Annotated in this window: 21 protein-coding genes, 2 tRNA genes and 1 pseudogene; 13 read left to right on the plus strand and 11 right to left on the minus strand. The window is 57.2% G+C overall.

From position 1 onward, the window contains the following. Positions 1-194: 194 nt before the first annotated feature. Positions 195-1,148, minus strand: coding sequence for a complex I NDUFA9 subunit family protein (locus ASN_RS03000; protein WP_039904075.1), 954 nt, complete (start codon positions 1,146-1,148; stop codon positions 195-197). A gap of 294 nt (positions 1,149-1,442) precedes the next feature. Here ASN_RS03000 and ASN_RS03005 point away from each other — a divergent pair. Both ASN_RS03005 and ASN_RS03010 read left to right on the plus strand, forming a co-directional pair. Beyond that, a tRNA-Leu gene (locus ASN_RS03005) sits at positions 1,443-1,529 on the plus strand. A 690-nt stretch (positions 1,530-2,219) separates the two neighbouring features. Then, entirely contained in the window at positions 2,220-3,269 is a 1,050-nt protein-coding gene (locus tag ASN_RS03010; protein ID WP_058987161.1) for a sensor histidine kinase, read from the plus strand. Between the two features lie 331 nt (positions 3,270-3,600). Here ASN_RS03010 and ASN_RS03015 read toward each other — a convergent pair whose 3' ends face one another. The 8 genes from ASN_RS03015 to ASN_RS03050 all read right to left on the minus strand — a co-directional run bounded on the left by ASN_RS03015 (position 3,601) and on the right by ASN_RS03050 (position 10,351). Then, entirely contained in the window at positions 3,601-4,371 is a 771-nt protein-coding gene (locus ASN_RS03015; RefSeq protein ID WP_082666555.1) for a hypothetical protein, read from the minus strand. A gap of 460 nt (positions 4,372-4,831) precedes the next feature. Further along, positions 4,832-4,954 (minus strand): hypothetical protein, encoded by a 123-nt coding sequence (locus tag ASN_RS20385; RefSeq protein WP_254909390.1) that lies wholly within the window; start codon positions 4,952-4,954, stop codon positions 4,832-4,834. Between the two features lie 178 nt (positions 4,955-5,132). Beyond that, positions 5,133-5,693 carry a hypothetical protein gene (locus ASN_RS03020; RefSeq protein WP_058987163.1) on the minus strand — a complete coding sequence of 187 codons (561 nt, stop codon included), beginning with the start codon at positions 5,691-5,693 and terminating at the stop codon, positions 5,133-5,135. Positions 5,694-5,760: 67 nt separating this feature from the next. After that, the gene (locus ASN_RS03025) at positions 5,761-6,057 is read right to left on the minus strand and encodes a hypothetical protein (protein ID WP_058987164.1); all 297 of its coding nucleotides are present in this window, start codon (positions 6,055-6,057) and stop codon (positions 5,761-5,763) included. Then, positions 6,054-6,470: a cell wall hydrolase gene (locus tag ASN_RS03030; RefSeq protein WP_058987165.1), complete on the minus strand. Its 417-nt coding sequence runs from the start codon at positions 6,468-6,470 to the stop codon at positions 6,054-6,056. The genes ASN_RS03025 and ASN_RS03030 overlap by 4 nt, the downstream gene beginning before the upstream one ends. After that, positions 6,467-6,859: a hypothetical protein gene (locus tag ASN_RS03035; RefSeq protein ID WP_058987166.1), complete on the minus strand. Its 393-nt coding sequence runs from the start codon at positions 6,857-6,859 to the stop codon at positions 6,467-6,469. Before ASN_RS03035 ends, ASN_RS03030 begins: the two co-directional genes overlap by 4 nt. A 103-nt stretch (positions 6,860-6,962) precedes the next feature. Further along, positions 6,963-7,717, minus strand: a protein-coding gene (locus ASN_RS18475) for an IS5 family transposase (RefSeq protein ID WP_099048343.1) whose coding sequence is annotated in 2 segments (ribosomal slippage) — positions 6,963-7,387 and positions 7,387-7,717 — 756 coding nt in all. Because the reading frame shifts where the segments join, the coding sequence is not laid out codon by codon here. Positions 7,718-8,014: 297 nt separating this feature from the next. Then, the gene (locus ASN_RS03050; protein WP_099048280.1) at positions 8,015-10,351 is read right to left on the minus strand and encodes a TonB-dependent receptor; all 2,337 of its coding nucleotides are present in this window, start codon (positions 10,349-10,351) and stop codon (positions 8,015-8,017) included. Between the two features lie 130 nt (positions 10,352-10,481). Here ASN_RS03050 and ASN_RS03055 point away from each other — a divergent pair, with 130 nt between their 5' ends. The 3 genes from ASN_RS03055 to ASN_RS03065 are packed head-to-tail and all read left to right on the plus strand — an operon-like array spanning position 10,482 to position 12,598. Beyond that, a complete protein-coding gene (locus ASN_RS03055) occupies positions 10,482-10,814 on the plus strand; it encodes a hypothetical protein (protein WP_058987167.1) in 333 nt (110 codons plus the stop codon). A 15-nt stretch (positions 10,815-10,829) separates the two neighbouring features. Continuing rightward, on the plus strand, positions 10,830-12,326 hold the full coding sequence (locus ASN_RS03060) for a PepSY-associated TM helix domain-containing protein (RefSeq protein WP_058987168.1): 1,497 nt from the start codon (positions 10,830-10,832) through the stop codon (positions 12,324-12,326). Further along, positions 12,323-12,598 (plus strand): hypothetical protein, encoded by a 276-nt coding sequence (locus tag ASN_RS03065; protein ID WP_058987169.1) that lies wholly within the window; start codon positions 12,323-12,325, stop codon positions 12,596-12,598. The genes ASN_RS03060 and ASN_RS03065 overlap by 4 nt, the downstream gene beginning before the upstream one ends. Before the next feature lie 242 nt (positions 12,599-12,840). Here ASN_RS03065 and ASN_RS03070 read toward each other — a convergent pair whose 3' ends face one another. Further along, positions 12,841-14,514: a S10 family peptidase gene (locus ASN_RS03070; RefSeq protein WP_082666556.1), complete on the minus strand. Its 1,674-nt coding sequence runs from the start codon at positions 14,512-14,514 to the stop codon at positions 12,841-12,843. 105 nt (positions 14,515-14,619) lie between these two features. Continuing rightward, positions 14,620-15,417: an N-acetylmuramoyl-L-alanine amidase family protein gene (locus ASN_RS03075; protein WP_099048344.1), complete on the minus strand. Its 798-nt coding sequence runs from the start codon at positions 15,415-15,417 to the stop codon at positions 14,620-14,622. A gap of 817 nt (positions 15,418-16,234) precedes the next feature. On the opposite strand from ASN_RS03075, the gene ASN_RS03080 reads away from it, so the two are divergent. The 8 genes and pseudogenes from ASN_RS03080 to ASN_RS03115 all read left to right on the plus strand — a co-directional run bounded on the left by ASN_RS03080 (position 16,235) and on the right by ASN_RS03115 (position 23,672). Then, a complete protein-coding gene (locus ASN_RS03080) occupies positions 16,235-19,165 on the plus strand; it encodes an Rne/Rng family ribonuclease (protein WP_099048281.1) in 2,931 nt (976 codons plus the stop codon). Between the two features lie 125 nt (positions 19,166-19,290). Then, on the plus strand, positions 19,291-20,040 hold the full coding sequence (hisG, locus tag ASN_RS03085; protein WP_006560086.1) for an ATP phosphoribosyltransferase: 750 nt from the start codon (positions 19,291-19,293) through the stop codon (positions 20,038-20,040). Continuing rightward, positions 20,037-21,350, plus strand: coding sequence for a histidinol dehydrogenase (gene hisD, locus ASN_RS03090; RefSeq protein WP_006560085.1), 1,314 nt, complete (start codon positions 20,037-20,039; stop codon positions 21,348-21,350). Before hisG ends, hisD begins: the two co-directional genes overlap by 4 nt. A 71-nt stretch (positions 21,351-21,421) precedes the next feature. Next, the gene (gene infA / locus ASN_RS03095) at positions 21,422-21,640 is read left to right on the plus strand and encodes a translation initiation factor IF-1 (RefSeq protein WP_003622234.1); all 219 of its coding nucleotides are present in this window, start codon (positions 21,422-21,424) and stop codon (positions 21,638-21,640) included. A gap of 4 nt (positions 21,641-21,644) precedes the next feature. After that, positions 21,645-22,278: pseudogene (locus ASN_RS03100) on the plus strand (Maf family protein). Continuing rightward, entirely contained in the window at positions 22,275-23,366 is a 1,092-nt protein-coding gene (locus tag ASN_RS03105) for a ribonuclease E/G (RefSeq protein WP_058987171.1), read from the plus strand. The pseudogene ASN_RS03100 and the gene ASN_RS03105 overlap by 4 nt, the downstream one beginning before the upstream one ends. Then, on the plus strand, positions 23,359-23,541 hold the full coding sequence (locus ASN_RS03110; RefSeq protein WP_006560082.1) for a DNA gyrase inhibitor YacG: 183 nt from the start codon (positions 23,359-23,361) through the stop codon (positions 23,539-23,541). The genes ASN_RS03105 and ASN_RS03110 overlap by 8 nt, the downstream gene beginning before the upstream one ends. 55 nt (positions 23,542-23,596) lie before the next feature. Further along, positions 23,597-23,672: transfer RNA gene (locus tag ASN_RS03115), tRNA-Phe, on the plus strand. Positions 23,673-24,749 lie beyond the last annotated feature (1,077 nt).

Here is a 24,749-nt window from a genome sequence, read left to right on the forward strand (position 1 = left end):
CGGCAATTCCCGAAGAAAGGGCGCGTCAAGACAGACCTCGCCCCCAGACAAGCGAACCTCAGGTAGCGCCTTACCCCATGCAATGAAAAGACAGCATTGCTGTCCTTTCTTTCTTTTTTACCGATTCAGATCAAAATAAACCAAAAATCCTATATGATTTAAGTATCAAACCGGACCTATATGCCCCTAACCTCTTATTCTGGAACCATAACACCAGATCGACCGCCGCCAGCCCGATATCGGTCCAGATAGAAGGGCACGGTGTTCTCAATACTGCGCGGCGCGATACCGAGTTCCTCAAATCCCGGCTGGCCGGGGGGCACCACATTATCCTCTGACAACATTCGCAACTGATCACGCGTGATCAGCTTACCCGGCAGCCGCTCAAAAATACTGGCCTGCAAGGATGCAAGCGCAGAAGGCACAGTAAACAGCAGGCGGTCACGCTGCGTTTCCTTGAGCACCCACTGATAAATCTGCCGCATGGTGAGAACTTCTGGCCCGCCCAGAGACCAGATCTTTCCCGCCAGCGTGGTATCAAGCGCAATGCGGGCCAGTGCCTGCGCCACGTCTCCTACAAAAACCGGCTGCACACGGGTGTTGGCGCCATATACCGGCAAGATCGGCAGATAGCGGGCCATCGTACCGAACAGATTGAAGAAATGATCTTCCGGGCCAAAGATAATGGAGGGCCGCACGATCGAGGCGTGCGGAAGATGGCGTCTGACAGCATCCTCCCCGGCAGCGCGGCTACGCCCGTAAGCGGAAGCAGCTGAGGGAGAAGCCCCCAGGGCGGACATCTGAACAAAACTGTCCACACCGGCAGCGGCGGAAAGACGCGCCACACGCTCAGCGCCCAGCACATTCACGGCCTCCAGCCCCTGCCGGGATGTAGAGCCCAGCACACCTACCAGATTGACGACGATGGACGCGCCTTCCACCACGCAGGCCACGGAGGCATCATCCAGCACGGAGGCATAGAAAGGCGCAATCTGCCCCACCCGCCCCAGGGGGCGCAGAAGAGTCGCACGGTCGGGCCGCCTGCTGGCCACCCTTACGGTATAGCCGGCCTCGGCCAGATTCTGGACCACATACTGCCCAACAAAGCCATTGCCACCCAGAACTGTTGCAATCTTACCTGTGCTCATTCCCAAAAAACCTTCTACTTCCCTCATCAGGACTGGGGGCGTCCGGCACGCCTTAATCTTTTAGTGCGCGCCGTCACGTTTCGGTCCGCCCTCTGGCTCCTGCCCACCCCTTTGAAATACAGCCAAAAGCCTTTGGCAGGCGGGCGTTTCAGACTGTGTTCCATTCCACTCCACAGAGCCAGAGCGCAGCACCACACAAATCTGTCAGATATTTTTCATTTTCTCTGTTGACGGCCCCTTAAAGGCAGAGTAAATCCCCCTTCACCACCCCGGAACACTCCGGGTTGCCTCTGAGCCCAGATGGCGGAATTGGTAGACGCGCAGGTTTCAGGTATCTGTGGCCGCAAGGTCGTGGAAGTTCGAGTCTTCTTCTGGGCACCAACATATCGCAGTTTACTGCGAATGTTTACAGGGTTTGGTGTAATTTGGTCGAGTGACTGGTTCACTTGCCAAATTACACCCACCCCCTCTTCTCTTACAGTCTGATTTAATAGATCAAGCGCCTCAACGTTTGGTGCGTGTGTTCTGTTCCCCTACGCAGTCTTCTCCGCCCTGCATGCAAAAAGCGGCCCGAAGAAGCTGGGGCTAAGTATGAATTCGGCGTTTTGCGCTGACAAATGGCGTGAGCCTCACCATATGAGTGAGACCAAGGCCTCGGCGTTCATGTGCAACGACAAGATTGGCAGGATGTGGTGATCGACCCCCTCCCCGCTTTTGAAGCAGCCTCTCCACCCTGCAAGCTGGACCGCGCAGAGAAAGCAGGACTCGTTTACGCTATCAGGCAACAAGGCAGGAATGTGTCTATTTGTGAGCAGAAAGAAAGAACATCACAAATAAAATAAATAGAAAAAACAGACCGGAAAACATCCACGCCATTTTGAAGCATAATTGACTCTCTCATCGAAAATGTTATGAGGGTTTATACAGCGTTAATATATTAGAAATAAATTTTAATGTTTCGTTTACAATTTTCTTATCGCAAAAGTATTTCCATAGTTTCATGAAAATATGGTAATCATAGTTTCCGATTATCTATCGCACCAATACGAGCAGAGCTGAAACATGGGACATATGGAAAAAGCAGCTGAAACTTATGCCAAAGCGCTTTTTCCTGCGTTGCAGACGGTCTCTCCTGCCACGCTTCTTGATCTGCAAAGCGCCATGCTTGATGCCACGCCGGACTGCATCAAGGTTTTATCGCGCGATGGCACGCTTCTGATGATGAATCGCGCCGGCTGCCTGGCGCTGAACGTTCCACGTGAATCAGGCTTTGGCATGCCCTGGCTCTCCCTTCTACCGCCAGAAGTGTATGAGGAAGGGAAAAAGGCGCTCACAAAAGCCGCCGGGGGTGAGAGGGTCCGCTTTCAGGGCAAAAGCCGTAGCCCGGGCGGCTTCATGTATTGGGACAACATTCTTATTCCGCTGGTGACAACAACAGCTGAAGACGGTCTCACCATTTTATGTGTCTCCCGCGATATCACGCAGACAACCACCCTGCGGCTTGAACTGGAAGAAGCGTTGGAGCGGGAACGCATGCTAACGCAGGAAATGCAGCACCGTATTGGCAATCTTTTTTCCATTGTAAACGGGCTCGTCTCCCTTTCAGAAAGAGAAGCCGCGCAGGCAGGGGATGCACCAAGCGCCACCCATATTCTAAAAGACAAGCTCAGCGCACTTGCCCGTGTCTCCTCTCTGGCACGCCACGGAAAAGGGGATGATCCACTTCAAACGGAAGCCATGGACCTGCGCAGTATTCTTCAGGCGGTGCTGCAACCCTATGGCACGCGCTGCACACTGCATGGAGACGCCATCAAGGTCGCCAAAAATGAGGTGACATGCTTCTCTCTCATTTTCCATGAGCTTGCGACAAACTCCATGAAATATGGCGCACTAAGCAGTTTCCACGGTCTTGTCTCTCTTGACTGGAAACAGGAGGACGCTCACCTGCGCTTCAACTGGACAGAAACAGGAGGGCCACCAGTTTCCGCCCCACCACACACATTCGGCTTTGGCAGCGGGCTGCTTGATCGCCTTGTTCGCTCTGCTGAGGGGAAGGTAAAAAGAGAATGGCTCCCCGAAGGGCTGAGCGTGAGCCTGTGGTTTCCTAACACGCCAGAGTGACCTTATTCAGAGCAAGCCGCAGGGAAATAACAGCCTCCGAGAGAGATGATCCGTTTTTCCTTGCGACAAAGAGGCCACGCCGCCAGCGTGGGCGATGACTTTTGACTTCCCCTCTGATCTTCCCGGCCCATCGGCCCCTTCCCGATCCCGTTTGCACGACAACGCTCAAAGCGTGAACATCCCCACAGGCCCACAAGGCGCGTTACTGCCCGCAGAGCATAGGCCCGTTTCCCTTATAACCAGACAAGCCTCTTTTCCACTTATCCCCAGATTCTGCGGATGGTTGCGTGGGTAAGCCTGTGGATAGCGGGTACATTTTTAGGGGATTATGTCAGCAGACCAGAGCCGCCCCCAGAAAAGCAGCGTTCTCGGCCCGCAGCTTTTCCAGATCATCCCCTGTCGGATAAAGGCCGCCCGGTAGCATAAGCTGCGGCCATAATACGCCATGCACTTCCATCAGGCGGGACCGTAGCCAGCGCCACGTGCATTTCTGCCGCGTGCCCCATGTCAGCAATGTTACCAGATCATCATCCGCCGTTCCGGCATAATCCCAGACCAGCACACAATGTCCGCCCCACGAGCCGGGGCGCTGGTCTCCCGGGCTCAGGGTATCCCACACGCCGGGGGCCTGATCGGCCAGAGCCAGTTGCACTCCCACATAAGCAGCCCCCAGCCCGGCGACGATCAACCGCAAAGTGTTGAAGTCACCCTCCTCTGCCGTGCCCCATAAGGGATAGAAGGTCTGCGTGGTCAGCGCATATCCGGCCCGCCCGGCACATGCCAGAACATCCACTTCCACTCCCCCCTGATCCGTTACCGGACGAACGGGATCATAGCCGGTGGAGAGGCTGTAAAAATGCAGGGCATCCTGCTCGGTTACGGCAACCTGAAACCCGGCAAGTGCTGCCGTGGCCCGGATATGGTTGCCCAGCCCAACAGATGTGCAGTCCCCCACCCGATCGTTGCCCAGCAGGAGCGGTGCCGGGTCAATATGGTCGCGCACCAGACGCGCAGGTGCCTTCCGCGCCATCATCCGTAAACCGGACAAGCGCGGTTGCCCGGCCCGACGCTCCGCGGGCCGACATCCCAATTTTCTCTGCATAACGATCCTGAAAAAAGAAGAAGGCCGCACGGAGTGCCTGTTCGGCTTCTCCCTACGGCCTCAGATTAAAGCATGGGACAGTTTGGCTGGCCGGTCGCATCATTACCAGGCAACATTGCGCCAGAGAGCAAACGTGCGTCCCTGCACACAGACAAACTTGATTACTGATGTAATTGGCGCATCATGGAGGCGTGTTGCTGGGTCTATGCGTCTGACTGAAAGCGAACAAAATAGAGACGCTTGTTACGCTGCCTACGCATCACGCTTGCAGATTAGTCTTTTCACACAATAATGTTTTCTACCCAGCATGGTTTTCTGGGGCTTCCAACACGCGGTCAACGCTATGATGGAAACGCATAGACCATGGAAGGCAGACGGCGGCAGAAACGGTGATTGTAAACCCGTCCACCAGCTTCCCCTACGGAAGGTTTTTCCAAAAAAAAGCAAAATCGAACGGGCTTTATTTGTTGCGCATCGCCTTGGCGACCATCATGAAGAATACCGCAAGCGCCACGCTGACGGATACAATCAGCCGCGCGGCGGGTTTCTGCTGTTTCTGAAACTCTTCAGACAGTTTTTCCATGATCTGTGTCCTCCTTGCTGTAGGGGCACAACGTTCGCCTGAACCTGTTGTTCCCTCCGGTCTATACCCTGTCAGGCATCTGGCCACTGCCGCTGCCGTCTGCCCCATACGAACAGAATAACCAGCACTGTCTGCGCCCCCATACCCGCCAAAACGCATAGCAGATCACGCAGCACCATCAGCCGGACACCCCAAGCACAGCAAGAGCCGCACTCTCACTCATGCGTGACGACACATTGTTTGCACGCGAGCCCGTGCTCACCATGGCCTGCATAAGAGAGGTAATGGTCTCGGCCGCTGTCATGGCGAGGCTCATCTTGTCACGCACGGTTTGGGAAAGCCCAGCTTCCGCCTGCAACAACGTCCCGGCCGCGCTGAGCACGGTTTCAAAGTCTGCCAGAATGGACTGAAACGCCTGTTTGACGGACGCATTGTTGTAAGAAACCGTCAGACTTCCATTTGCCTGCGTTTTCAGACTATCCAGAGCAGCCAATGCGTTTTGTGCACAGGCTTCCACCACAGCCACCAGTGGCGCACCAATGCCCTGCGCCACATTCGGCACAGCCAGCACCATCTGCGCAAAGTTGTATCCTGCCTGCGCATAGGCCTCCACCTTGGCAACATCCAAAGTAAAAGAGGTCACAGACCCATGAGTGGTTACAGTGCAGGCGGCCAGAAGTCCGCCCAAACAGGCCAGACCGCCCGACTGCATAAGAGTACGACGTGAAATGTGCGTCATAGTGCATGTTCCATAAAAAAAGCCGCCATAAGGCAGCCGTAAGTGCGTTTGCGTCTGAAGAGAAAAATTACGACGTACTCTTGCCTGACGGGTCAGAAGACTGCGGGTGCGCTGCCGTGTTCTGGCCAGTGGCGAGATGATTTGCAGCCCACCCGAAATTCAGGCCGATAACAGACACAAGCTTATAAGCCGCCATCCACCGTGACCCTTCCTGTGGCGCTGGCACTGCCGTTGCAATGGCCCCGCAGATAATCACCACTGTGCATAAAATAGTATCCCACGGTGCCGGGACTTCAGAAACCACAAGTGGCACAAGCGCAACAATACTGCTGATCTTGCCGCCGGTTACAAGAACCTGCTTCATGTTCCTTCTCCTTTAAGGCCGATACGATAAAAGGCGTGATGGCCTATTGTTTTTCTGTAGAACCTTCCGCACGCCCAAACAGGCGGCGCTGTACGACGATCAAAATAATGGTCCGCACCATCCGTAAGATCAGGCAGTTGGCCCAGTTCCATCTGAAACGCCAGCAACAGGGCCTCATGAAACTGTGGGTTTTCTGCTGTTACAGTCAGTAGTTTTTCCCTGTTGGGGTCTTGGTGCCTCCAACAGGAAAATTGTGCTGGTGCCGTGCAGACGGAGATCACATCCCGCCCCCACCATCCCGGCTGAACCACACGGTTATGCACCACATTCAGAACCGCCTGCATGCCCTGAGAGCCTTCTCCCCGTGCCTCACCCCATGCTGTGCGGGCGGCAATATCAACGGGTGTGTTCATGCACCACCACCCAGAACATGCCTCCAGACATGCCACAGAGCATCCCCCATCCGCGCCCAGCCAAGGAGTGTGGTGGCACCTGCAATTACGGTCACGGTAATCCAGTTCGCCAGACGGATGCCGCCTTCTATACGGGAAAGGCGATCAGAAACTTCTGCGTCACGCCTATGGGTATTACGGCTCATCTCATCAACGCGGCTCATGATCTCCTGCCGTGTGCAGGCCGCATTATCATCAACAGCCTGCGTCAGATCCCTCCGTAATTCGGAAAACTGGCGCGAAAGAAGGTCCAGCCCATCGCGCAGATGATCATGCCTGCCTTCCACCCGCGCCACGCGTTCACGCAGCACGGCGACTTCCGCCGCCGTTGCGCATCGATTATCTTGCATGATGTGTGTCCAGAAACAGAAAAACCACCCCGGAGGGTGGTTTCAAAAACGGAAATGTCTGCGAGAGACATCTCCCAAGCTGAATCTGTCTTAGAGCGTGTCGTCAGTTAAGTAGGATAATGATTGAAGCGAACTGCACGGCTGCGAGGAAGGTCGATTTCAGCTTGTCGTAGCGTGTTGCGATAGCACGGAACTGCTTGAGTTTATTGAAGAACCGCTCGACAAGGTTCCGTTCGCGGTAGAGAGCGAAGTCGGTTTCCCGTTGGGTTGTTCTATTGCGTTTCGGCGGGATGACCGGAGTAATCCCGCGCTGTGTCAGCCGATCAATCAGTCTGTCCGCGTCATACGCCCTGTCGGCGAGGAAGGCATCCGGATCGATGTTTTCCAGCATCGGTTCCGCCTGGCTGATATCCGCATCCTGCCCCGGTGTGATGCCGAGTTCCACCGGATTGCCCAGAGCGTCGCAGATGGCATGGATCTTTGTCGTCAACCCGCCTCGTGATCGTCCGATGGCCTGATCCGCGCCCCTTTTTTGAGGGCTCCGGCACTATGCTGATGTGCCCGGACAATGGTGCTGTCGATCATCATGTATTCATTGTCGTGATCCGCGGCTAGATGGCGAAAGATCCTCTCAATAACACCGCTTTCACACCAGCGGCGCAGACGCCGATGCACGTTTTTCCAGTCTCCGAAACGGGCAGGAAGATCACGCCATGGAATGCCTGCGCGATAGCGATACAGCACGGCCTCCACGAACAGGCGGTTGTCCGCTGCTGTGCCGCCGACATGACCTTCACGACCGGGGAGAAGGTCTTTTATCCGTTCCCACTGATCGTTGCGTAAACCGTAGCGCCGCATCTGTTGCTCTCCCACAAAATCGGGAAAACAGTCAGCACAGGACGCCACAAAGTACAACCCTCACGTGCCATACTCAGCGCTTAACTGACGACACGCCGTAAGGCTGACCACGCGCGCACTCAAGCTTGGTGGAGGCATCCCTCCGACACAGAAAACCTTTCAGGCACACACAGATGCAGCTGCGGGAAGCAGGGTTCCTTCGGCTCCCCTTTCCCCAGGCAAGCTGTGCAACAAACGTTACCAGTGTGCTACCGATGCCATATCACCATGGTTGCGCATCACGTTTTTGTCGCTCCTTTACAGGTCTGCCGTGAAGGAGAACTTGAACGTTCTTGGCAAACCCTGAAGCAGATAGCCATTGAATGCGGAAGACCAGTAACGGGTGTTTGCAATATTATCCACCCCAAACCGCAGGGTAAGGGGCTTGTGCTGCACCGCAAATGTATAGCGCATACCCAGATCAAACCGTGTCCACACAGGCAGGTGCAGTGTGTTGGCCGTGTTCACCCACTGCTTGCCGGTATTAACCACACGCCCCACCACGGTGCCGCCTTTGAGGAACGGCAGATCATATTCCAGATTGCCGTTAATGGTGTAATTGGGCACCCCGATAGCAGTATGGCCGTTATCCACCCCACCTTCCGTACGGCGTAGTTGTGCATCAATCAGCGTGGCGCCCCCATTAAAACGCAGGCCGGGCAAGATCTGCCCATTGATGCTCAGTTCCGCCCCCCGGTTGCGCTGCTTTCCATCAGCACGGAAAATCAATGCCCCTTCAGTCCCATACGGAGCCGTGTAGGAATTAGGTTGGGATGTTTGATAAAAAGCCAGCGTGGTGGTGAAGCGCCCGATATCATACTTGGCACCAATTTCGTACTGCACGCTTTTGTAGGGCGGGAAAATCTGGCCCAGATTCACGACATTGCTGCCAGAAGCTGTTGGCCCCTGCGCCAGCCCTTCTATACGATTGAAATAAATGGAAGTGCGGCGCGTTGGGTGAATAACCAGCCCCACAACGGGAGTAATGGCATCCCGATTATAATGGGCGGTCAGTCCTCCTCCGTTATAGTCGTACCCATTGATCAGCATGTTCTGGTACCGGAAGCCCGCTGTCAGCGCGATACGATCATGCCAGAAGGACATGGTATCTGAAAAATACAGGCTATAGAGGCGCGTCTGACTGTTACGCTTGGGATTGTTGATGTCTCCACCAACAAAATTCTGTTCCAGTGGTGCAGCATAGTTGGGGTGATACAGGTTGGTTGCAATGGAAGACCCCCATGCCATGGCATAGGCCGTATCAAACTCCTCCCACAGGCCCGATCCGCCTGCATTCATCTCATGCTTGACCGGCCCGGTGTTGAAGTGCGCCCGCACGCCTGCGCGGGTACTTTCATTAGTCTGCACAACAGGAACATACATGCTGCCGCTGGTGCCATCTCCGGTGCGGCCGTCAGAAATGGTCAGGGAGGAATAATCCCCTTTTTCGTTCCCACCCATTCCGCCAAAAGCTGCATAAGCGGTCAGGTGTTTTGAAAAATCATGCTCCACATTCAGCATGCCGAAGATGTAGTTCAGCTCATTATATGTCCATGCCTGCCCGTAATTTCGGGCTGCCGAGGGCACACGCGGAACCTTTGTTACGCCGCTGCCCAGAAACACGCCGGGACGCCCCCACTCCACACCCTGGTTCTGATAGTTCATGTCAACCGAGATACGGGTGCGGTCATCATGCCAGTCAAAATCAGCACCCAGCGCGGCGCTGTGCCTGCGTTCGTGATCAATTGAACCCTGTCCGGAAAGACCTGCCACATTCAGGCGCAGCCCGTAGGCTTTATCCTGCCCGAAACGTCGGCCCAGATCCACGCTGCCGCCACCCGTGGCCTTGCTGGTGTAATCTCCGGTTATACGGGTGATGGGGGTGTTTTCAGCATGTTTGAACATCAGATTGATGTTGCCACCAATGCCCGTGCCGCCGGGGGCCGCCCCGTTCAGAAACGCGCTGGCCCCGTTGAGCACCTGCACCTGATCATACAGTTGTGGGGACACAAGCTGGCGCGGCGTAATGCCATACAGACCGTTAATGGCAACATCATCCCCGTACACGGGAAAGCCACGGATAATGAACATTTCGGAAAAATTGCCATAGCCATACGTTGTGCGTACGGATGGATCGTTCTCCAGCACCTGCCCCAATGTCTGGGATTGCTGGTTGAGAATAAGGCTGGACGTATAGCTGCGAATGTTAAAGGGCACATCCAGCCCCTTCTTGGTGCCAAGCGCACCCAACTGGCCGCCGCTGATCACTTCCATCTGGTTGCGGCGTTTGGCTTTGACCAGAATCTGCTCATCCGTATTGGCAGGTGTGGTTCCCGTCTCTGCCTGTGGTGTGCTGGCAGCCGCCACCGCGGCGGTCGGCAGGGCAACCGCGGATGACGCGGCAGACTGCGGAAGCGTGCCAGCACTGCGGGCATTCCGCGCTGCGGCGGACGCTGGCTTAGCAGGCACTTTGGCAACAGGCGTTTCTGCCGCGTACACCGGCGCAGCCCCCGCCCCGGCAACAACGACAACCGTAGCCAGCAGGATGTGACGCCTACACCGGCCGGAAAGGAACAGGCATCTCATCATGATCATTCACACCTTCAGGAAGAGCGTCTCTCGTGCCCCCGTTCATACGCAATTGATAGCTATTCGCAAATGTAATTATTGTCATATGGCCCAGAAGCCTCTGTTCTCCCCCTTTCAACCGCGGTAACAAAACGCCATGCCTGACACCGCCAGAAAACCCTTCGCCCGCCCCACGGCCGCCGCCGTGAGCAGACAGAGTGAAAAACGCCGTGCTGTTTACAGGCGCATGGCATGGCTGGCCGCGGCAACGGTGCTTGCCTATCTGATGGCTCATTTTCTTGTCATGCATGCTGTGCTTGGCAACGGTCCGGAAAACAGACTCGCCACCACCATGGCAGAAGCCGTTGCCATAGCCCTGCTGCCGCTTTTGATTCTGTTGGGGTATGGCGCGCGCACCCACGCCTGGGGATTATGGGTTCTGCTTGTGCTGTGCGGCGGAATGGCGCTCTACAATCGCATCGCACCATGACAAACGTTTCTGCTCATGCGTGAAACATTTCGGGTTCATATGGGGTGGTTGCACAGTTGGGTCGGGTTTCTGGCCGGGCTGGTGCTGACATGCATTTTTGCAACAGGCACCCTGAGCGTATTTGACAAGGAAATAACGCAGTGGATGCAGCCGGAGGTGACACTGGACCACCCACCGGCCCCTACTCCGCTCGCCCTGCAACGCGCAGCCGAAACCACGATGGCGGAACAGGAGAAAGACCTGTTTGCCTTCATAACGCTCCCCTCTCTTCGGGACCCGGTTCTCCGCGTGCTGCACTATGACGGGCATGAATTCATTGGCCCCGTTCTGGACCCTGTTGATGGCCATATCTTTCCCGCGCGCGCCACGGCCGGGGGGCAGTTTTTCTATGATTTTCACTTCGCCTTACGCAATGGCCCTGTGGTGGGGTGCACCATTGTCACGCTGCTGGGCGTATGTCTTCTGGTAGCCATCGGGTCTGGTATCGCCATTCATATCAAGGCCATGTGGCCTGATCTTATCCTGTTTCGTCCCTTTGGGCCGCGCCCGCGTGCGTGGCTGGATGCCCATCTTGTCACCGGTGTTCTGTTTCTGCCGTTCCTGATCATGATGACCTACACAGGAACAGTTATACGGGCGCGCGGCATTCTGCCGCCCCACCCCTTCCTGCCCGCGCAGCAGACCGAGCCCCCCCCTCCCGCTGCGGCCAGCCCTCCGGCAAAAACAAACGTCTCAGCGCCACCTGCATCTGCCGTCCGGCCGCCCACGCCCCCGCTCGGGCCATTGATTGCGCAGGCTCAACAGATCCTGCAGGCGGAGCGCTGTGAATTGATCCTGTTCTCCCCCACCCAGATCCGCATTTTCCGGAGTGATGATGCCAGCCTGTTCTTGACGCGCGATCTGGTCACATTCAGCCGTGCGGACGGACACGTCATCAGTTCCTTTATCCAGAAAGGTGCGGCGGCCCGCACTCTGGAGCTTCTGCATGGGCTTCATTACGCACGTTTTTCTTCCGCTCTGCTCCGTTGGCTTTATTTCCTCTCCGGGTTGGCCTGCACGGTGCTCATGGGCAGCGGTCTGGTGCTATTTCTCATGAAGCGGCGTAAGGCATCCGGCCAGAAAATCCTGTTCCGTACAGCAGAAGGTCTGACCATTGGGGTTCTGGTGGGCCTTCCTCTGGCTGTTATCGGACTGTTCTGGGCCAACCGCCTGCTGCCTCTTTCCATGGATGCGCGCATGGAGGCCGAAATTCAGGCGTTTTTCATGCTCTGGGCCTTTTCTGCCCTCCACGGGCTGATCTGCGCGCTCAGAAATACGGCATACTCTGGCTGGCGCGCGCAACTTGTGGTGCTGGCATTCATGGGGCTGGGTCTGCCGGTTGTGGATGGTCTTACACACAGCCACGGCTGGCTACAGGATGCGGGCCGCTATTATACACTTGATGCGTTGGTCATGTTGACTGGACTGGCCGCACTGATCATGTTTCAAAAACTGCGCAGGCAGTCCTCATGATCGCACTCTGTGTTTTCCTTGCGTGGGCCAGTGCTTTCTGGGCACATGAACACCTTCAGCCCCGTACCAGCAAGCTGTTCCCCCTCACAACAGTCAGCAAAAGGCTCTACCAATGTGTACGAGCCTGCGCCCCTGTGCTCGCACTTCTCCTTTGCCTTTACCGGGATTTTGAGGAGGGTGTTCTTTACTGGCTAGGCTTGGGTGCTGTAGCAGGGCTTGCCGTCAGCCTTCTTATGGCAGCCCTGAAACACAAACAAAGCGGGCGGCTTTAAACAGGGAGGGCAGTCTTTGTGCTTACCGGCAAAGCAAAGAATATGCCTCCCTCCCCTGTTCCAATTTTACGCAGGTTGTGAACTATTCACATCGTGGCAGTCTGCAAAGAAGACCACTAAAAATGCCTGTCAGGAAAGCGTGATACCCGAAGGCGAGAGCAAAAAAGCGGACACGTTCAGATACAAAAAACCGCCAGATGAATCTGACGGTTTTTTCTGCAACCTCGTAATTTGACGCTTTCTTACTTTCCGGAAAGCGGAGCATACGTGCTGGTAATGAACTTAGCCACGTTATCATGCAACTGGGCCAGAGAGTCCTGATGCGCATAGACCATATGCCCAGATTCATACTGCACAATCTGAATATTCTTGCTCAGATCATGAGAAATCGGCAGATGCCGCATTTCATAAATCCCCTCGAAATACGGGGTTCCCAGATCATAATAGCCCTGGTTGAGCATCACTTTCAGGCTGGTGTTATGCTTCATGGCCGAGGCCAGATCAGGCAGCACATTTACAGCCCCATGGATGGGAAAATCCGTATTCGGCTGCGCGTGTGAGAAGTCCCACTTTGTAATGGCGTCTGAGAAGAATTTGTATTCCTGATACCCATCACCCACCACGGAGCTATTGCCGTAATGCAGCGTGTTGCGCGCGTAATCATTAAACGCAGCAATATAGGCGGAAGACATGGCCGAAGATTGCGGATCATAAAACGGATATTGGGAAAGCTGGTCCATGGTGGGGCCAGAGAAGCGGCTATCCAGACGCCCTGTATCAACCCCTTTATCCCCAAGAAGGGTTTTTTCAAATTCTCCGCCGTTTACGCGCAGATCGGCCTTCTTGATGTAGTCTACAGGCAGGCCGGTATAGTCATGCAGTTTCTGGGCAATGGCATCCCGTTTTTCTGGCGTGATGCTGTTTCCATCCTGCAGGGCGGCCGTATAGTCCGTTAGCGCAAAATGCTCTACTTCCTGCAAGAAACCCTTCAGATCGCTCGGCTGATTGGGAATACGCTTGTGATACCACGCCGTGGCGGCATAGCTGGGCAGGGCCAGCACATAAGGCTGATCCACCGAGGGGTTCATCTGCGCGGCATCAATATCGTTATCGTAGTTCAGAATTTGTGAGAGCAGGATAACGCCGTTCAGATCAATGCCTTTATCATCCGCCAACTGGTTGGCAACAATGGCGGAACGGGTGGTGCCGTAGCTTTCCCCAAACAGATATTTGGGGGAATTGTAGCGCCCATAGCGGGAGAGAAACTGGGCAATGAAGTCCGTAAAGGCACGGGCATCTGCATCTGTGCCAAAGAACGTTTTTTCCTTGTCCGTGCCGGTCAGACGGCCATAGCCGGTGCCGGGCGCATCAATAAACACAAGGTCAGATACATCCAGCAGGCTGTCATTGTTGTTTACAATGGCATAGGGCGCGGCTGGTGTGTGTGCATCATCCGCCGTGACAACCTTTTTGGGGCCAAACGCGCCCATATGTAGCCATACGGTGGAGGAGCCGGGGCCACCATTATAAATGAATGTAATGGGGCGATTTTCCGGGCGAACACCTTTCTTGAAATAGGCCACATAAAAAATGGAGGCCGCCGCCGGTGTTTTTTTATCCTTGTCCTCATCAGGCAGAACGGCGTCATCCCAGCCTTTGGGATGCACTATCAGGGTGCCGGAGACAGCCTGATAGTCAATATGCGCCCCATGCACCGTAACGGAGCCGGTGGAGGTCACGCTCTGCGGTTTGGTAAAAAAGTCTGCCGCGCCATCCTTGGCCTTGGCAGTTTCAGCAGCGGGTTTAGCGTCTTCAGCCCATGCTGCTGGCTGCGCAACCAGCATACCGGCCCCCAGCACGGAAACGCTGGCCAGAAGGGAGGCCAGTTTTATGCCGGCACGATAGCTCTGTTTCATCTCTTTGCATCACTCAGTCATGTTATAATATTTCATTTTATAAACAAACCGAGCCACCCGCCAAGAGGGTTCCTTTCCGTTTAGTAACAATTTTACCGTTGTCTTTTACCCCAACCCAACCCCGGCGGAGGCAAAATAGCGGTTGACCGCGTTGCACATGGCCCCCGCCACCATGGCCCGATGCCCGGCCTGCCGCAGTGCGGCTTCATCCAGCCGGTTGGACATGAAGCCCATTTCCACCAGCACAGATGGGATCTGGGCCGATTTCAGCACGGCAAATGCGGCATGCCGATGTGGGTGCGGTAACAGCGCAATACGCGTTTGGAAGGAAGACACCACGGCACTGGCCATATGGGCCGAACCCCGGCGCGCCTCTTCCGTCACCAGACTGGCCAGAATCTGCTGCACTTCTGGCGATGCCCCCTGCACCAGCGGGCCGCCAAACCGGTCTGCACTGTTTTCTGTCTGCGCCAGGGCCGCAGTCTGACTATCAGATGCGCCATGGGAATGTGTGTAAACGCTTGCCCCCCGCACGGAGGCATTATGCAGCGCATCCGCATGCATGGAAATAAACAGGGACGCCCCGTGCTGTTGCGCCAGTTCCACGCGGCCATCTAACGGAATGAAGCGGTCAGACGTGCGCGTCATCGCCACACGGTAGCGGCCCGTGCCCACCAGTTGGCGTTGCAGTTCCGCCGCCGCTGCTTCCGCCACGTGTTTTTCATACGTGCCAGAGAAGCCAATGGCACCGGGGTCCTTCCCGCCGTGGCCGGGGTCCAGCATGACCAGAGGCAGGGCTGGCTTGGCCCTGCCCACAATGGCAGGGGCTGACAGCGTATGCTTTGCAGCGCTGCTACCACCATGCGCGGCGGCCTGCGCTACAGAACCAGCCGCCCCCAACATCACCAGACCGGCCCCGCCCCTGATGAGCCCGCGCCGCGTGGGCAACAGAAGGGAACCTGCCGAAACACCGGCCTTGGCATGATATGGGAACACGCTGCTTTGCTCCTTTGGCTCCAGCCCTGCGGCATCCCCTTCAGCAGAACTGCCCGGAGAGACACCAGTGGCGACCTGACACAAACCGCCCTCTGCAGCAAAGGAGCCTGCGGCCTCCCCTGCCTGGCCTTTCAGCCCGGATGCCGTAGCCCTATGGCTGGCCCGCACAGGGGCTGGCGCTCCCTCCACCGTATGGAACGCGGGCATGAAGAAAGGCTGTAATAGCTGGTGCTCTGGCGGCATGATTTCTCGCACCCTGAAAATTGCGACGATACTGAAGAAAGATAATGTCCAAACCATGACACCGTAGAAAGGTCTAAAAAACAGTTATTCTGAATGGCTTGCGGTTTGTTGCACTTTGCGTCATGGTGAGTAGGCATGGCCCAAGGCAGATTGCCCGTCATGCATCCTGTTTCCGCTCCTTTTCACGTCAAAGGGCGCGGCTGGCGTTACAGCGCCGCCCCGCGCGGATGGGAGCAGGAAATTTTGGTTGAAGGATACATGACCATCGCCCGGAGCCTATACGTTGAGCGCATGACCAGAGGGGAAACAGACTCCTGTTTTCGTGCCTCTGCCGTCACCTCACTGTCCGGGTTGGCCGCTGCCCCTCATTATGTCGTAAATACCTATTCTCGCCTGCCGGAAGAGCCCCCGTTCCGTGCCCACCCGCCCAAGCGGACGCACCGGACAGGCCGGCCACCGGCACACCGGAGTTTTTCTTTTTATGTCAAAGCGTATGCTGATCGATGCGACGCACGCGGAAGAAACGCGCGTTGTCGTTATGGATGGAAACAGACTTGAAGATTATGATGTTGAAGCGGCTGCAAAAAAGCAGCTCAAAGGAAACATCTACCTTGCCCGCGTTGTTCGCGTAGAGCCCAGCCTTCAGGCCGCCTTTGTTGAATATGGCGGCAACCGCCATGGTTTTCTGGCCTTTAGCGAAATCCACCCGGACTACTACCAGATTCCGGTTGCCGACCGTGAAAAGCTGCTCGCCCTGCAGGCCGAAGAAGAAACCCTGCTGGATGATGCCGACAACGGGACCGATGAGACCGAAGCCGAAACGGATCTGACGGAGTCTGACGAGTCCGAAGACGCGGAAACCGAAGCCTCCGCCGAAGGGAACGAAGACGCTCCCCGCACCAATGGCCGCAGCAAGACCCCTGATTATGTCGGCGGTGAAACCGACACTGGCGAAGAAGCGCTGATCCAGAAGCGGATTGCCCGCTTCATGCGCAACTACCGCATTCAGGAAGTCATCCGTCGCCGTCAGGTGCTGCTGGTTCAGGTGGTCAAGGAAGAACGCGGCAACAAGGGTGCGGCCCTTACCACTTATATCTCGCTGGCTGGCCGCTACTGTGTGCTGATGCCCAACGCGCTGCGTGGCGGCGGGGTTTCCCGCAAGATTACATCCGTGGCAGACCGTCGCCGCCTGCGGGATATTGTGTCTGACCTCAACCTGCCCCGTGGCATGGCCATGATTGTGCGGACGGCAGGCGCCCAGCGCCCCGGCCCGGAAATTACGCGTGACTGCGAATATCTGCTGCATCTGTGGGATGATATTCGTGAACTCACACTTCAGTCGGTCGCACCCGCGCTGATTTACGAGGAAGCAAGCCTTGTAAAACGCGCCATCCGCGATGTGTACACGCGTGAGATCAATGAAATTCTGGTGGATGGGGAAAGCGGGTGGAAAGCCGCGCGGGACTTCATGCGCCTGCTCATGCCCCAGCACGCCGAGAAGGTGCGTCTGTGGAACAAGGAAAACCAGCCGCTCTTTACCCACTATCATGTGGAAGGGCATCTGGACGCCATGTTCTCGCCTGTGGTTTCCCTGCGGTCTGGCGGGTATCTGGTCATCAACCAGACAGAAGCCCTTGTTGCGATTGACGTGAACTCCGGCAAGGCCACAAGCCAGCGCAACATTGAAGAAACAGCCTTCCGCACCAATCAGGAAGCGGCTGATGAAGTGGCGCGCCAGCTCCGCCTGCGTGATCTGGCTGGCCTGATTGTGATCGACTTCATCGATATGGAGTCCCGCCGCCACAACACCATGATCGAGCGCCGCCTGAAAGACGCGCTGCGCCATGATCGCGCCCGCATCCAGATGGGCTCCATCTCCCATTTCGGGCTGCTGGAAATGTCTCGCCAGCGGCTGCGCCCGTCCGTGGCGGAAGCCGCATTCACGCCCTGCCCGCACTGTCAGGGCACCGGCATGGTGCGTGGCATTGAAAGCTCGGCCCTGCATGTGCTGCGCGCTGTGGAAGAAGAAGGGGCACGCCGCCGCGCGTCCGCCATTACGGTGCATGTGGCCGGAGAGATTGCGCTGTATGTGCTGAACAACAAGCGCGACTGGCTGGCGGAAATTGAAAAACGCCACCACATGGAAATCCTGTTTGCAGCGGATTCCTCTCTGCCTATCCCGGAAATCCGGATTGAGCGCCGCCAGCCCCCACGGATAAACCGTGCGCCAACCGTTCTGGCACCCATTGAAAATGTGGTGGCAGATGAAGCGCCGGTGATTGAAGCTCAGGCCGAGGCTCCTGTCGCTGCCGCTGCTATTGCAGAGACAGCCGCCGTGCCGGAAACGGCTGCCGCAGGTGAGGACGAGCCGCGTCGCCGCCGCCGTCGCCGTCGTCGCCGTGGTGGCAACGGGAATCGGGAGGAAGTTCAGCACAGCCAGGATCAGGCACCTGAACAGATTGCACCGGTTGCCGCAGCCGAACAGCCTGCCCCCACACAGGCAGATGCCGACTCCGAGGCAACAGATAATCTGGTTCCGGGCCGTCGCCGCACACGTCACTCCCGCGTGCAGCGTGAAGAGCAGCCCCAGATCCGGGTTGCGATTGAGGAAGGTCCGGCTCCGCGGCCGTCCCGTCCCACATGGCAAGGGCCGACCCCTGCTAACCCGTTTGGCGGCAGCATCGATATTTTCGATCTGATCGAAAGCAGCATGGCCGAGCCGGAACCGGCTCCGCAGCCGGCCCGCACCCCGGCCCCTGCCAAGACGTCCGCTCCGGTTGAGCCCATAAAGGCTGCCCCGGTCATTGTGGAAACGGAAGCCGTGGTGGAAGCCGAAGCGCCTGCTTCAGTCTCCGCTGCCCCGCAGGTGGAAGAAACGGTGGAAACCGTTGCTGTTGAGCCGGAAGAGGCAAAGCCTGCCCGCAGACGCCCCACACGCCGCCGCCGCACGGCAACGCGGACCGCAGAAGAGGAAGCCCCCGCAACTGCGGCGGAGGCTCCGGAACCTGCGGCTGAAAGCGTTGACGCAACTGCTGAGGAAGAAGCCCCTAAGCCGCGCCGCCGCCGTGTGACGCGCAAAAAGGCCGACCCCACAGCAGAAGCCGAAACCGCACCTGAAGCGGATGCTGCGGAAGAAGCCAAACCTCGCACCCGCCGCCGCACCACGCGGAAAAAGGTGGAGACGGCTTCCGTTGCAGACGCTGCTGACGCTGAAGCTCCGGCAGTGGAGGCCGAAAAGCCGGCACCACGCCGCCGCCGCACGGCAGCCAAAGCGGCCTCTGTCGCCACAAAAACCGAGGCAGCTCCGGCGGAAGACAGCAAGGACGCGACTGATCCTTCCGTGGTGCAGCCGATTGTCATTGATGATGAGCAACCAGCTTCCCGCCGCCGCACTGGATGGTGGCGCCGCTGAGCTTTCTGCCCGGAGAGACGCATTAAGTCTCTTCGGGCAGGTGCTCTGCCTTTGATACCGGGCCGCCTTGTGCTAGGAGTGCCGCCGTCACGCACTCTTGCCCCTGCTGCCCGACCGGAGTTTTCATGACCGTGCCTCAGCCTGACCTTCAACCCGTACGCCCTTTGGGCACGGAAGAACGGGCCCCCATGGTGCTGGCTCTCCCCAAAGGCCGTATCCTGAAAGCGGTTACCCCCCTGCTGAAACAGGCAGGGCTGGCGCCCAGTGATGATTGTCTGGGCGATAACAGCCGCAAGCTGCGTTTTCCCACGCAAGACCCCTGTGTGGATGTTGTGCGCGTGCGCTCCTTTGATGTGGCAACCTTTGTCGCCTCTGGCGGGGCGCAGGTGGGCATCTGCGGCGCAGACGTGCTGATGGAATTTGACTACCCTGAAATCTATGCCCCGCTTGATCTGGGCATTGGCGCATGCCGGATTTCCATTGCCCAGCCCAACACCCTGCCGCATGACCCCGCCGAATGGGCGCGCTGGTCCGAGGTTCGGGCTGCCACCAAATATCCCGCCGTCACCCGCCGTTATTTTGCGGCTCGCGGCATCAACGCCAATATTGTCCATCTGCATGGCGCGATGGAACTGGCCCCCATGCTGGGCCTGTCCCGCCTGATTGTGGATCTGGTGGATACCGGCTCCACCCTGCGCGCCAATGGCCTGCGTGAAGTGGAAACCATAGCGCACGTAACCAGCCGCCTGATTGTGAACAGAACGGCGCTGAAAACGCGGCCTGAAGAGATTTCAGCCATTATCAACAGTTTTCGCACCGCCCTTGAGGCCAACGCCCGACAGACCGAAAAAGCTGAGGCAGAACAGTCTTCATGAAACGCCTTGATATCCGTGACCCCGGCTTTGAAGCCGCTTTCTCCTCCCTGCTTGATGCGCGGGAAGAACAGGGGCAGGAAGTGCATGCCCCCGTTGCGGACATTCTGGCCCAGGTGCGGCGTGACGGAGATACGGCCCTCTGCGCGCTGACGGAAAAATTTGACCATCTTCCCCTCACGCCCGAAAAACTGGCGTTTACAGCAGAGGAAGTGGAAAAAGCCCGGGCGCAGGTCAGCCCGGATCTTCTGGCTGCGCTGGATGTTGCGGCAGACCGCATTGAATCCTTCCATAAGGCCCAGATGCCACAGGATATCCGCTACACGGATGATGTGGGGATGACACTGGGGCTCCGCTGGATTCCCTTGGATGCCGTGGGCCTGTACGTGCCGGGGGGCAAGGCGGCCTATCCTTCCTCCGTGCTGATGAACGCCATTCCCGCCCGTGTAGCCGGGGTGGAGCGTCTGGCCATGTGCGTGCCCACACCCAACGGTGTGATCAACCCGCTGGTTCTGGCCGCAGCACACCGCGCTGGCGTGACGGAAATTTACCGTGTAGGCGGGGCACAGGCCGTAGGGGCCATGGCGTTCGGCACCAAGACCATCCGCCCGGTTGACCGTATTGTGGGCCCCGGCAATGCCTATGTGGCGGAAGCCAAGCGGCAGGTGTTCGGCCATGTGGGAATCGACAGCATTGCCGGGCCGTCTGACGTGGTGGTGATTGCCGATTCGGCAACAGACCCACGCCTGATTGCACTCGATCTTCTGGCACAGGCCGAACATGATGAACTGGCGCAGGCCACGCTGATCACCCCGGATGCCGCGTTTGCTGATACCGTTATTGCGGCAGTTGAAACGGAACTGCGTACCCTCACCCGCTCCGCCATTGCGGGCGCAAGCTGGAAGCGTAATGGCGCTGTTCTGATCGTACGCTCGCTGGAAGAAGCCGTCACATTGGCCAACCGTCTGGCCCCGGAACATCTGGAACTGATGGTGGATGATCCGGAAAGCCTGTTTGCCCGTGTACGGCACGCTGGCGCGGTTTTCCTCGGCCGTTTCTGCCCGGAAGCGGTGGGCGATTATGTGGGTGGCCCCAACCATGTGCTGCCTACATCACGCACCGCGCGCTTTGCCTCCGGGTTGTCTGTTTTTGATTTCATGAAACGTACCACGTTCCTCTCCGGCGGGCCGGATGCGCTGCGGCGTATTGGTCCTGCCGGGGTGGCGCTGGCACATGCGGAAGGGCTTGAAGCCCATGCGCTGAGCATCTCGGCCCGGCTGGATGTTCTGGCAAAGGGAACACCTAACGCTTGACCGGATACGGTCCCTCACCCATATCTGCTCATCCCAACTGTAACGAGGCTTGAAAATGAACGAAGGACGCCATGTCTAAAGAAGACATGATTGAATTTAGCGGCACAGTGACCGAACTGCTGCCCAACGCGATGTTCCGTGTGAAACTCGACAACGAACACATGATTCTGGCACACACCAGCGGCAAGATGCGCAAAAACCGTATCCGCGTTCTGGCTGGTGACCGCGTGAACGTTGAAATGACACCGTATGACCTTTCCAAAGGTCGTATCACTTTCCGCTTCAAGTAAGACGATGACCGCCTCCGGGCCTGCTGGCGCGGAAACAGCGGTGCGTCCTGCATTTGTGCTGGCTTCGGCATCGCCCCGTCGGCTGGACCTTCTGGCCCAGCTGGGGCTGACGCCAGACCGCGTTTTTCCCGCCAATATTGATGAAACACCGCAGCGTAATGAACAGCCGCGCCCATACCGTGCGCCGTATGGCGGCAGAAAAGGCCGCGGCTGTTGCCCATCAGATAACAGAACCTGCCCTTGTGCTGGGGGCTGATACGGTTGTGGCCCTTGGCCGCCGCATTCTTCCCAAGGCGGAAGACCGGGAAACGGCACGCAAATGCCTGACCCTGCTTTCCGGCCGCCGCCATACGGTGCTCACAGCCTTGCGCTGCGTGCCTACCGCTGCGTGGCCTGATGGCCGCACGGGAGAGCGCGTGGTGGAAACGGCTGTCACTTTCTCCCGCCTCACCGACCATCAGATTGAAGCCTTGCTGGATGCCGGAGACTGGCAGGGCAAAGCGGGTGGGTATGCTTTGCAAGGGCATGCCGCCGGGTTTATCCGCTTTATTTCCGGCAGCGCCTCTGGTGTCATCGGCCTGCCCCTGTTTGAAACGGCGCAACTGCTCCGTGGTCAGCCGGGCCACTGGCTTCCGTGAGCACCGTTCTCCGCGTTGCCTTCTTCCCCGGCGAACTTCGGCTTGCCGTTACCCAGCACAACACCCTTCTCGATTACGCCCTGTGGCGGCCTGCCGCCCCTGATGGGGTAGGAGACGTGTATCAGGCCCGCATCAGCGCCCTTATGCCCGCCATGGGCGGTGCTTTTGTGGATCTGGGCAAAGGGGAAAGCGGTTTCCTTCCCATACAGAACGGCAAGGACCCCGTTACGGAAGGCCAGATGCTTACCGTGCGCGTAACCCGTGCAGCGCAAGGCGGCAAAGGCCTGCGTGTGCAGGCACAGGAACCACCTGCCACACCCTTGCCAGACAAACCCTGCCTGCTAACCCGTGGCCCAACACCACTTGAGCGGCTGGCAGATCGCTGGCCACAGGCGCGCATCACAGTGGATTCCGCTGCGGCGGCGGCACTGATCCCCCCAACCTTGCGAGACCGTCGAGAGCAGGCCCTCAGCCCCTTCCCTGAAGCCATAGCCCACGCCTGCGATGCACTGGCGGAGGCAAGCGTCTCCCTGCCCGGCGGCATGACGGCGAGCATCACGCCCACACCTGCGCTGATCGCCATTGATATGGACGCGCCCCCAACGGCAACAGGCTGGACGAAACAGACCGCCCAGTTTGCCGCCAACCGGGATGCGCTGCCCGCCCTGTTTCAACAGATCAGGCTACGCAACCTCTCCGGGGCCATCCTGATTGACCCTGCAGGCCTTTCAACCCGCAAGCGTCAGGCCCTGCTGGAACCCATTAAAGCGATGCTACAGGCAGACCCATTGCGCCCACGCTGCCTTGGCATTACGGCGCTGGGGCTGGTGGAAATTGTCCGGGCCCGTATCCACCCTTCCCTGCCGGAACTCCTCTCCTGCCCGCATGGGCAGGCTCTGGCAGCCTTGCGCATTATTCTTGCCAATCATCCCGACGCGACCCAAATTCGAGGTGGGCTGGGGATCATCACCGCGCTGGAGAAAGACCCGCAGGCACTGGTGGACTGCATTACCCAGCGCGGCAAAGCTCTGGCCGTAAAACTTGACCCTTCCCTGCCGGATTTTTTCTGGACGACTGACCATGACTAAAACAGCTTCCTGCCCCGTGTGCGGCAAACCTACCCAGCAGGCCACACGGCCGTTCTGCTCCCAGCGCTGCGCGGATATTGACCTCGGGCGCTGGTTTACCGGGCAGTACCGCATCCCCGGCCCCCCGGTTGACGAAGAAAATATGGAGAAAGACGAAAGAAATGACGAAAGGTGACTTGATCCCGCACGCAGGCTGAGATAAACCCCCTCTCACGCCGCGAGGCTGCGGTGCCCAAGTAGCTCAGTTGGTAGAGCATGCGACTGAAAATCGCAGTGTCGGTGGTTCGATCCCGCCCTTGGGCACCATTTTAGACTCCCCCTAAAATCGTGTGGTTTTGATGTGTATTTCCACAGATGTTTGTGCATCTGGCATGAAATACTTCCTCAGACTTTGGGTCATAAGCGCGTCGTACAGACACAGTCCGTTTTTTGGTGCTCTTCCAATGGCAGTATCTCCCATGGAAAGCGCATAATATTCTCAGGCATATTCTTAGGCCAGGATGCACGCCTGAAGACGTCCCATAGCCTTCACTTCGGGCGTTTTGCCCTGACCATCAGCAGGAATGCCGCGAGGTCACGCCATCTGCGAAATCGTGGCGCTCTTTTACAGGTATGTTCAGTCGGTTGAGGCTCTTCTATTCGTGTGATGCGAAAGTCGGCAGAAGCAACCGCATGGAGATAGTCTCCGATAGTCCTCGGAAAGCGAGGGACAGAGAACGGCATTACATTCTCATCCTTGGGATGATCCCCAAACTTCCAGTTCTCTATAAAACTTTGTTTGCTGAAATACCGTGCAACGCAGAGGCCGGTTGCCTGACCGTGGTCATCCTTCTGCCATTTCAAGCCCGGCGTAATAAAACAAGGATGCAGGACACTGAATGCAATGAACCCGCCAGGACGAAGCAGAGCGTCTTCTGGATGCTCCAGCCCAGCTTCATGCGTCTTACCGGTGCATGTTACCTTGCTACCCCTCTGTCTGCCTGCACATACGCAATTATATCACTCCTTCTGCACAATGCCTGACCAGCAACGTTCGCATCTGGAGTTGCGATGATGAAATCTGAAAGAAAGCAGACTTTATAGACAATATTCTTGAATACTCCCGCCTCTTCAATTACCGCAAGCATCGCGCCCTTGAAAAAACCTGGGTGTTACCATGACCAAAAAGAACAAAAAATGTTTGACTAGAAAACATAATATGCAGAATTTTAAAAATTGGCATATCTGTTGATCGTGCCTTTATGGCCTGCAAGAACACCACGAAAATCCTCATCAGGAGGGTTCTAAAAACCCCTATTTTAATTTTTCTAATAGTAGAAATATCAATGGGTTACGATTTTTACACAGACGGAAAAAGAGGTTTTTTGACCCCCTCCATCTCCT

The sequence above is a fragment of the Acetobacter senegalensis genome (genome assembly GCF_001499615.1).
GTDB classification, from domain to species: Bacteria; Pseudomonadota; Alphaproteobacteria; order Acetobacterales; family Acetobacteraceae; genus Acetobacter; species Acetobacter senegalensis.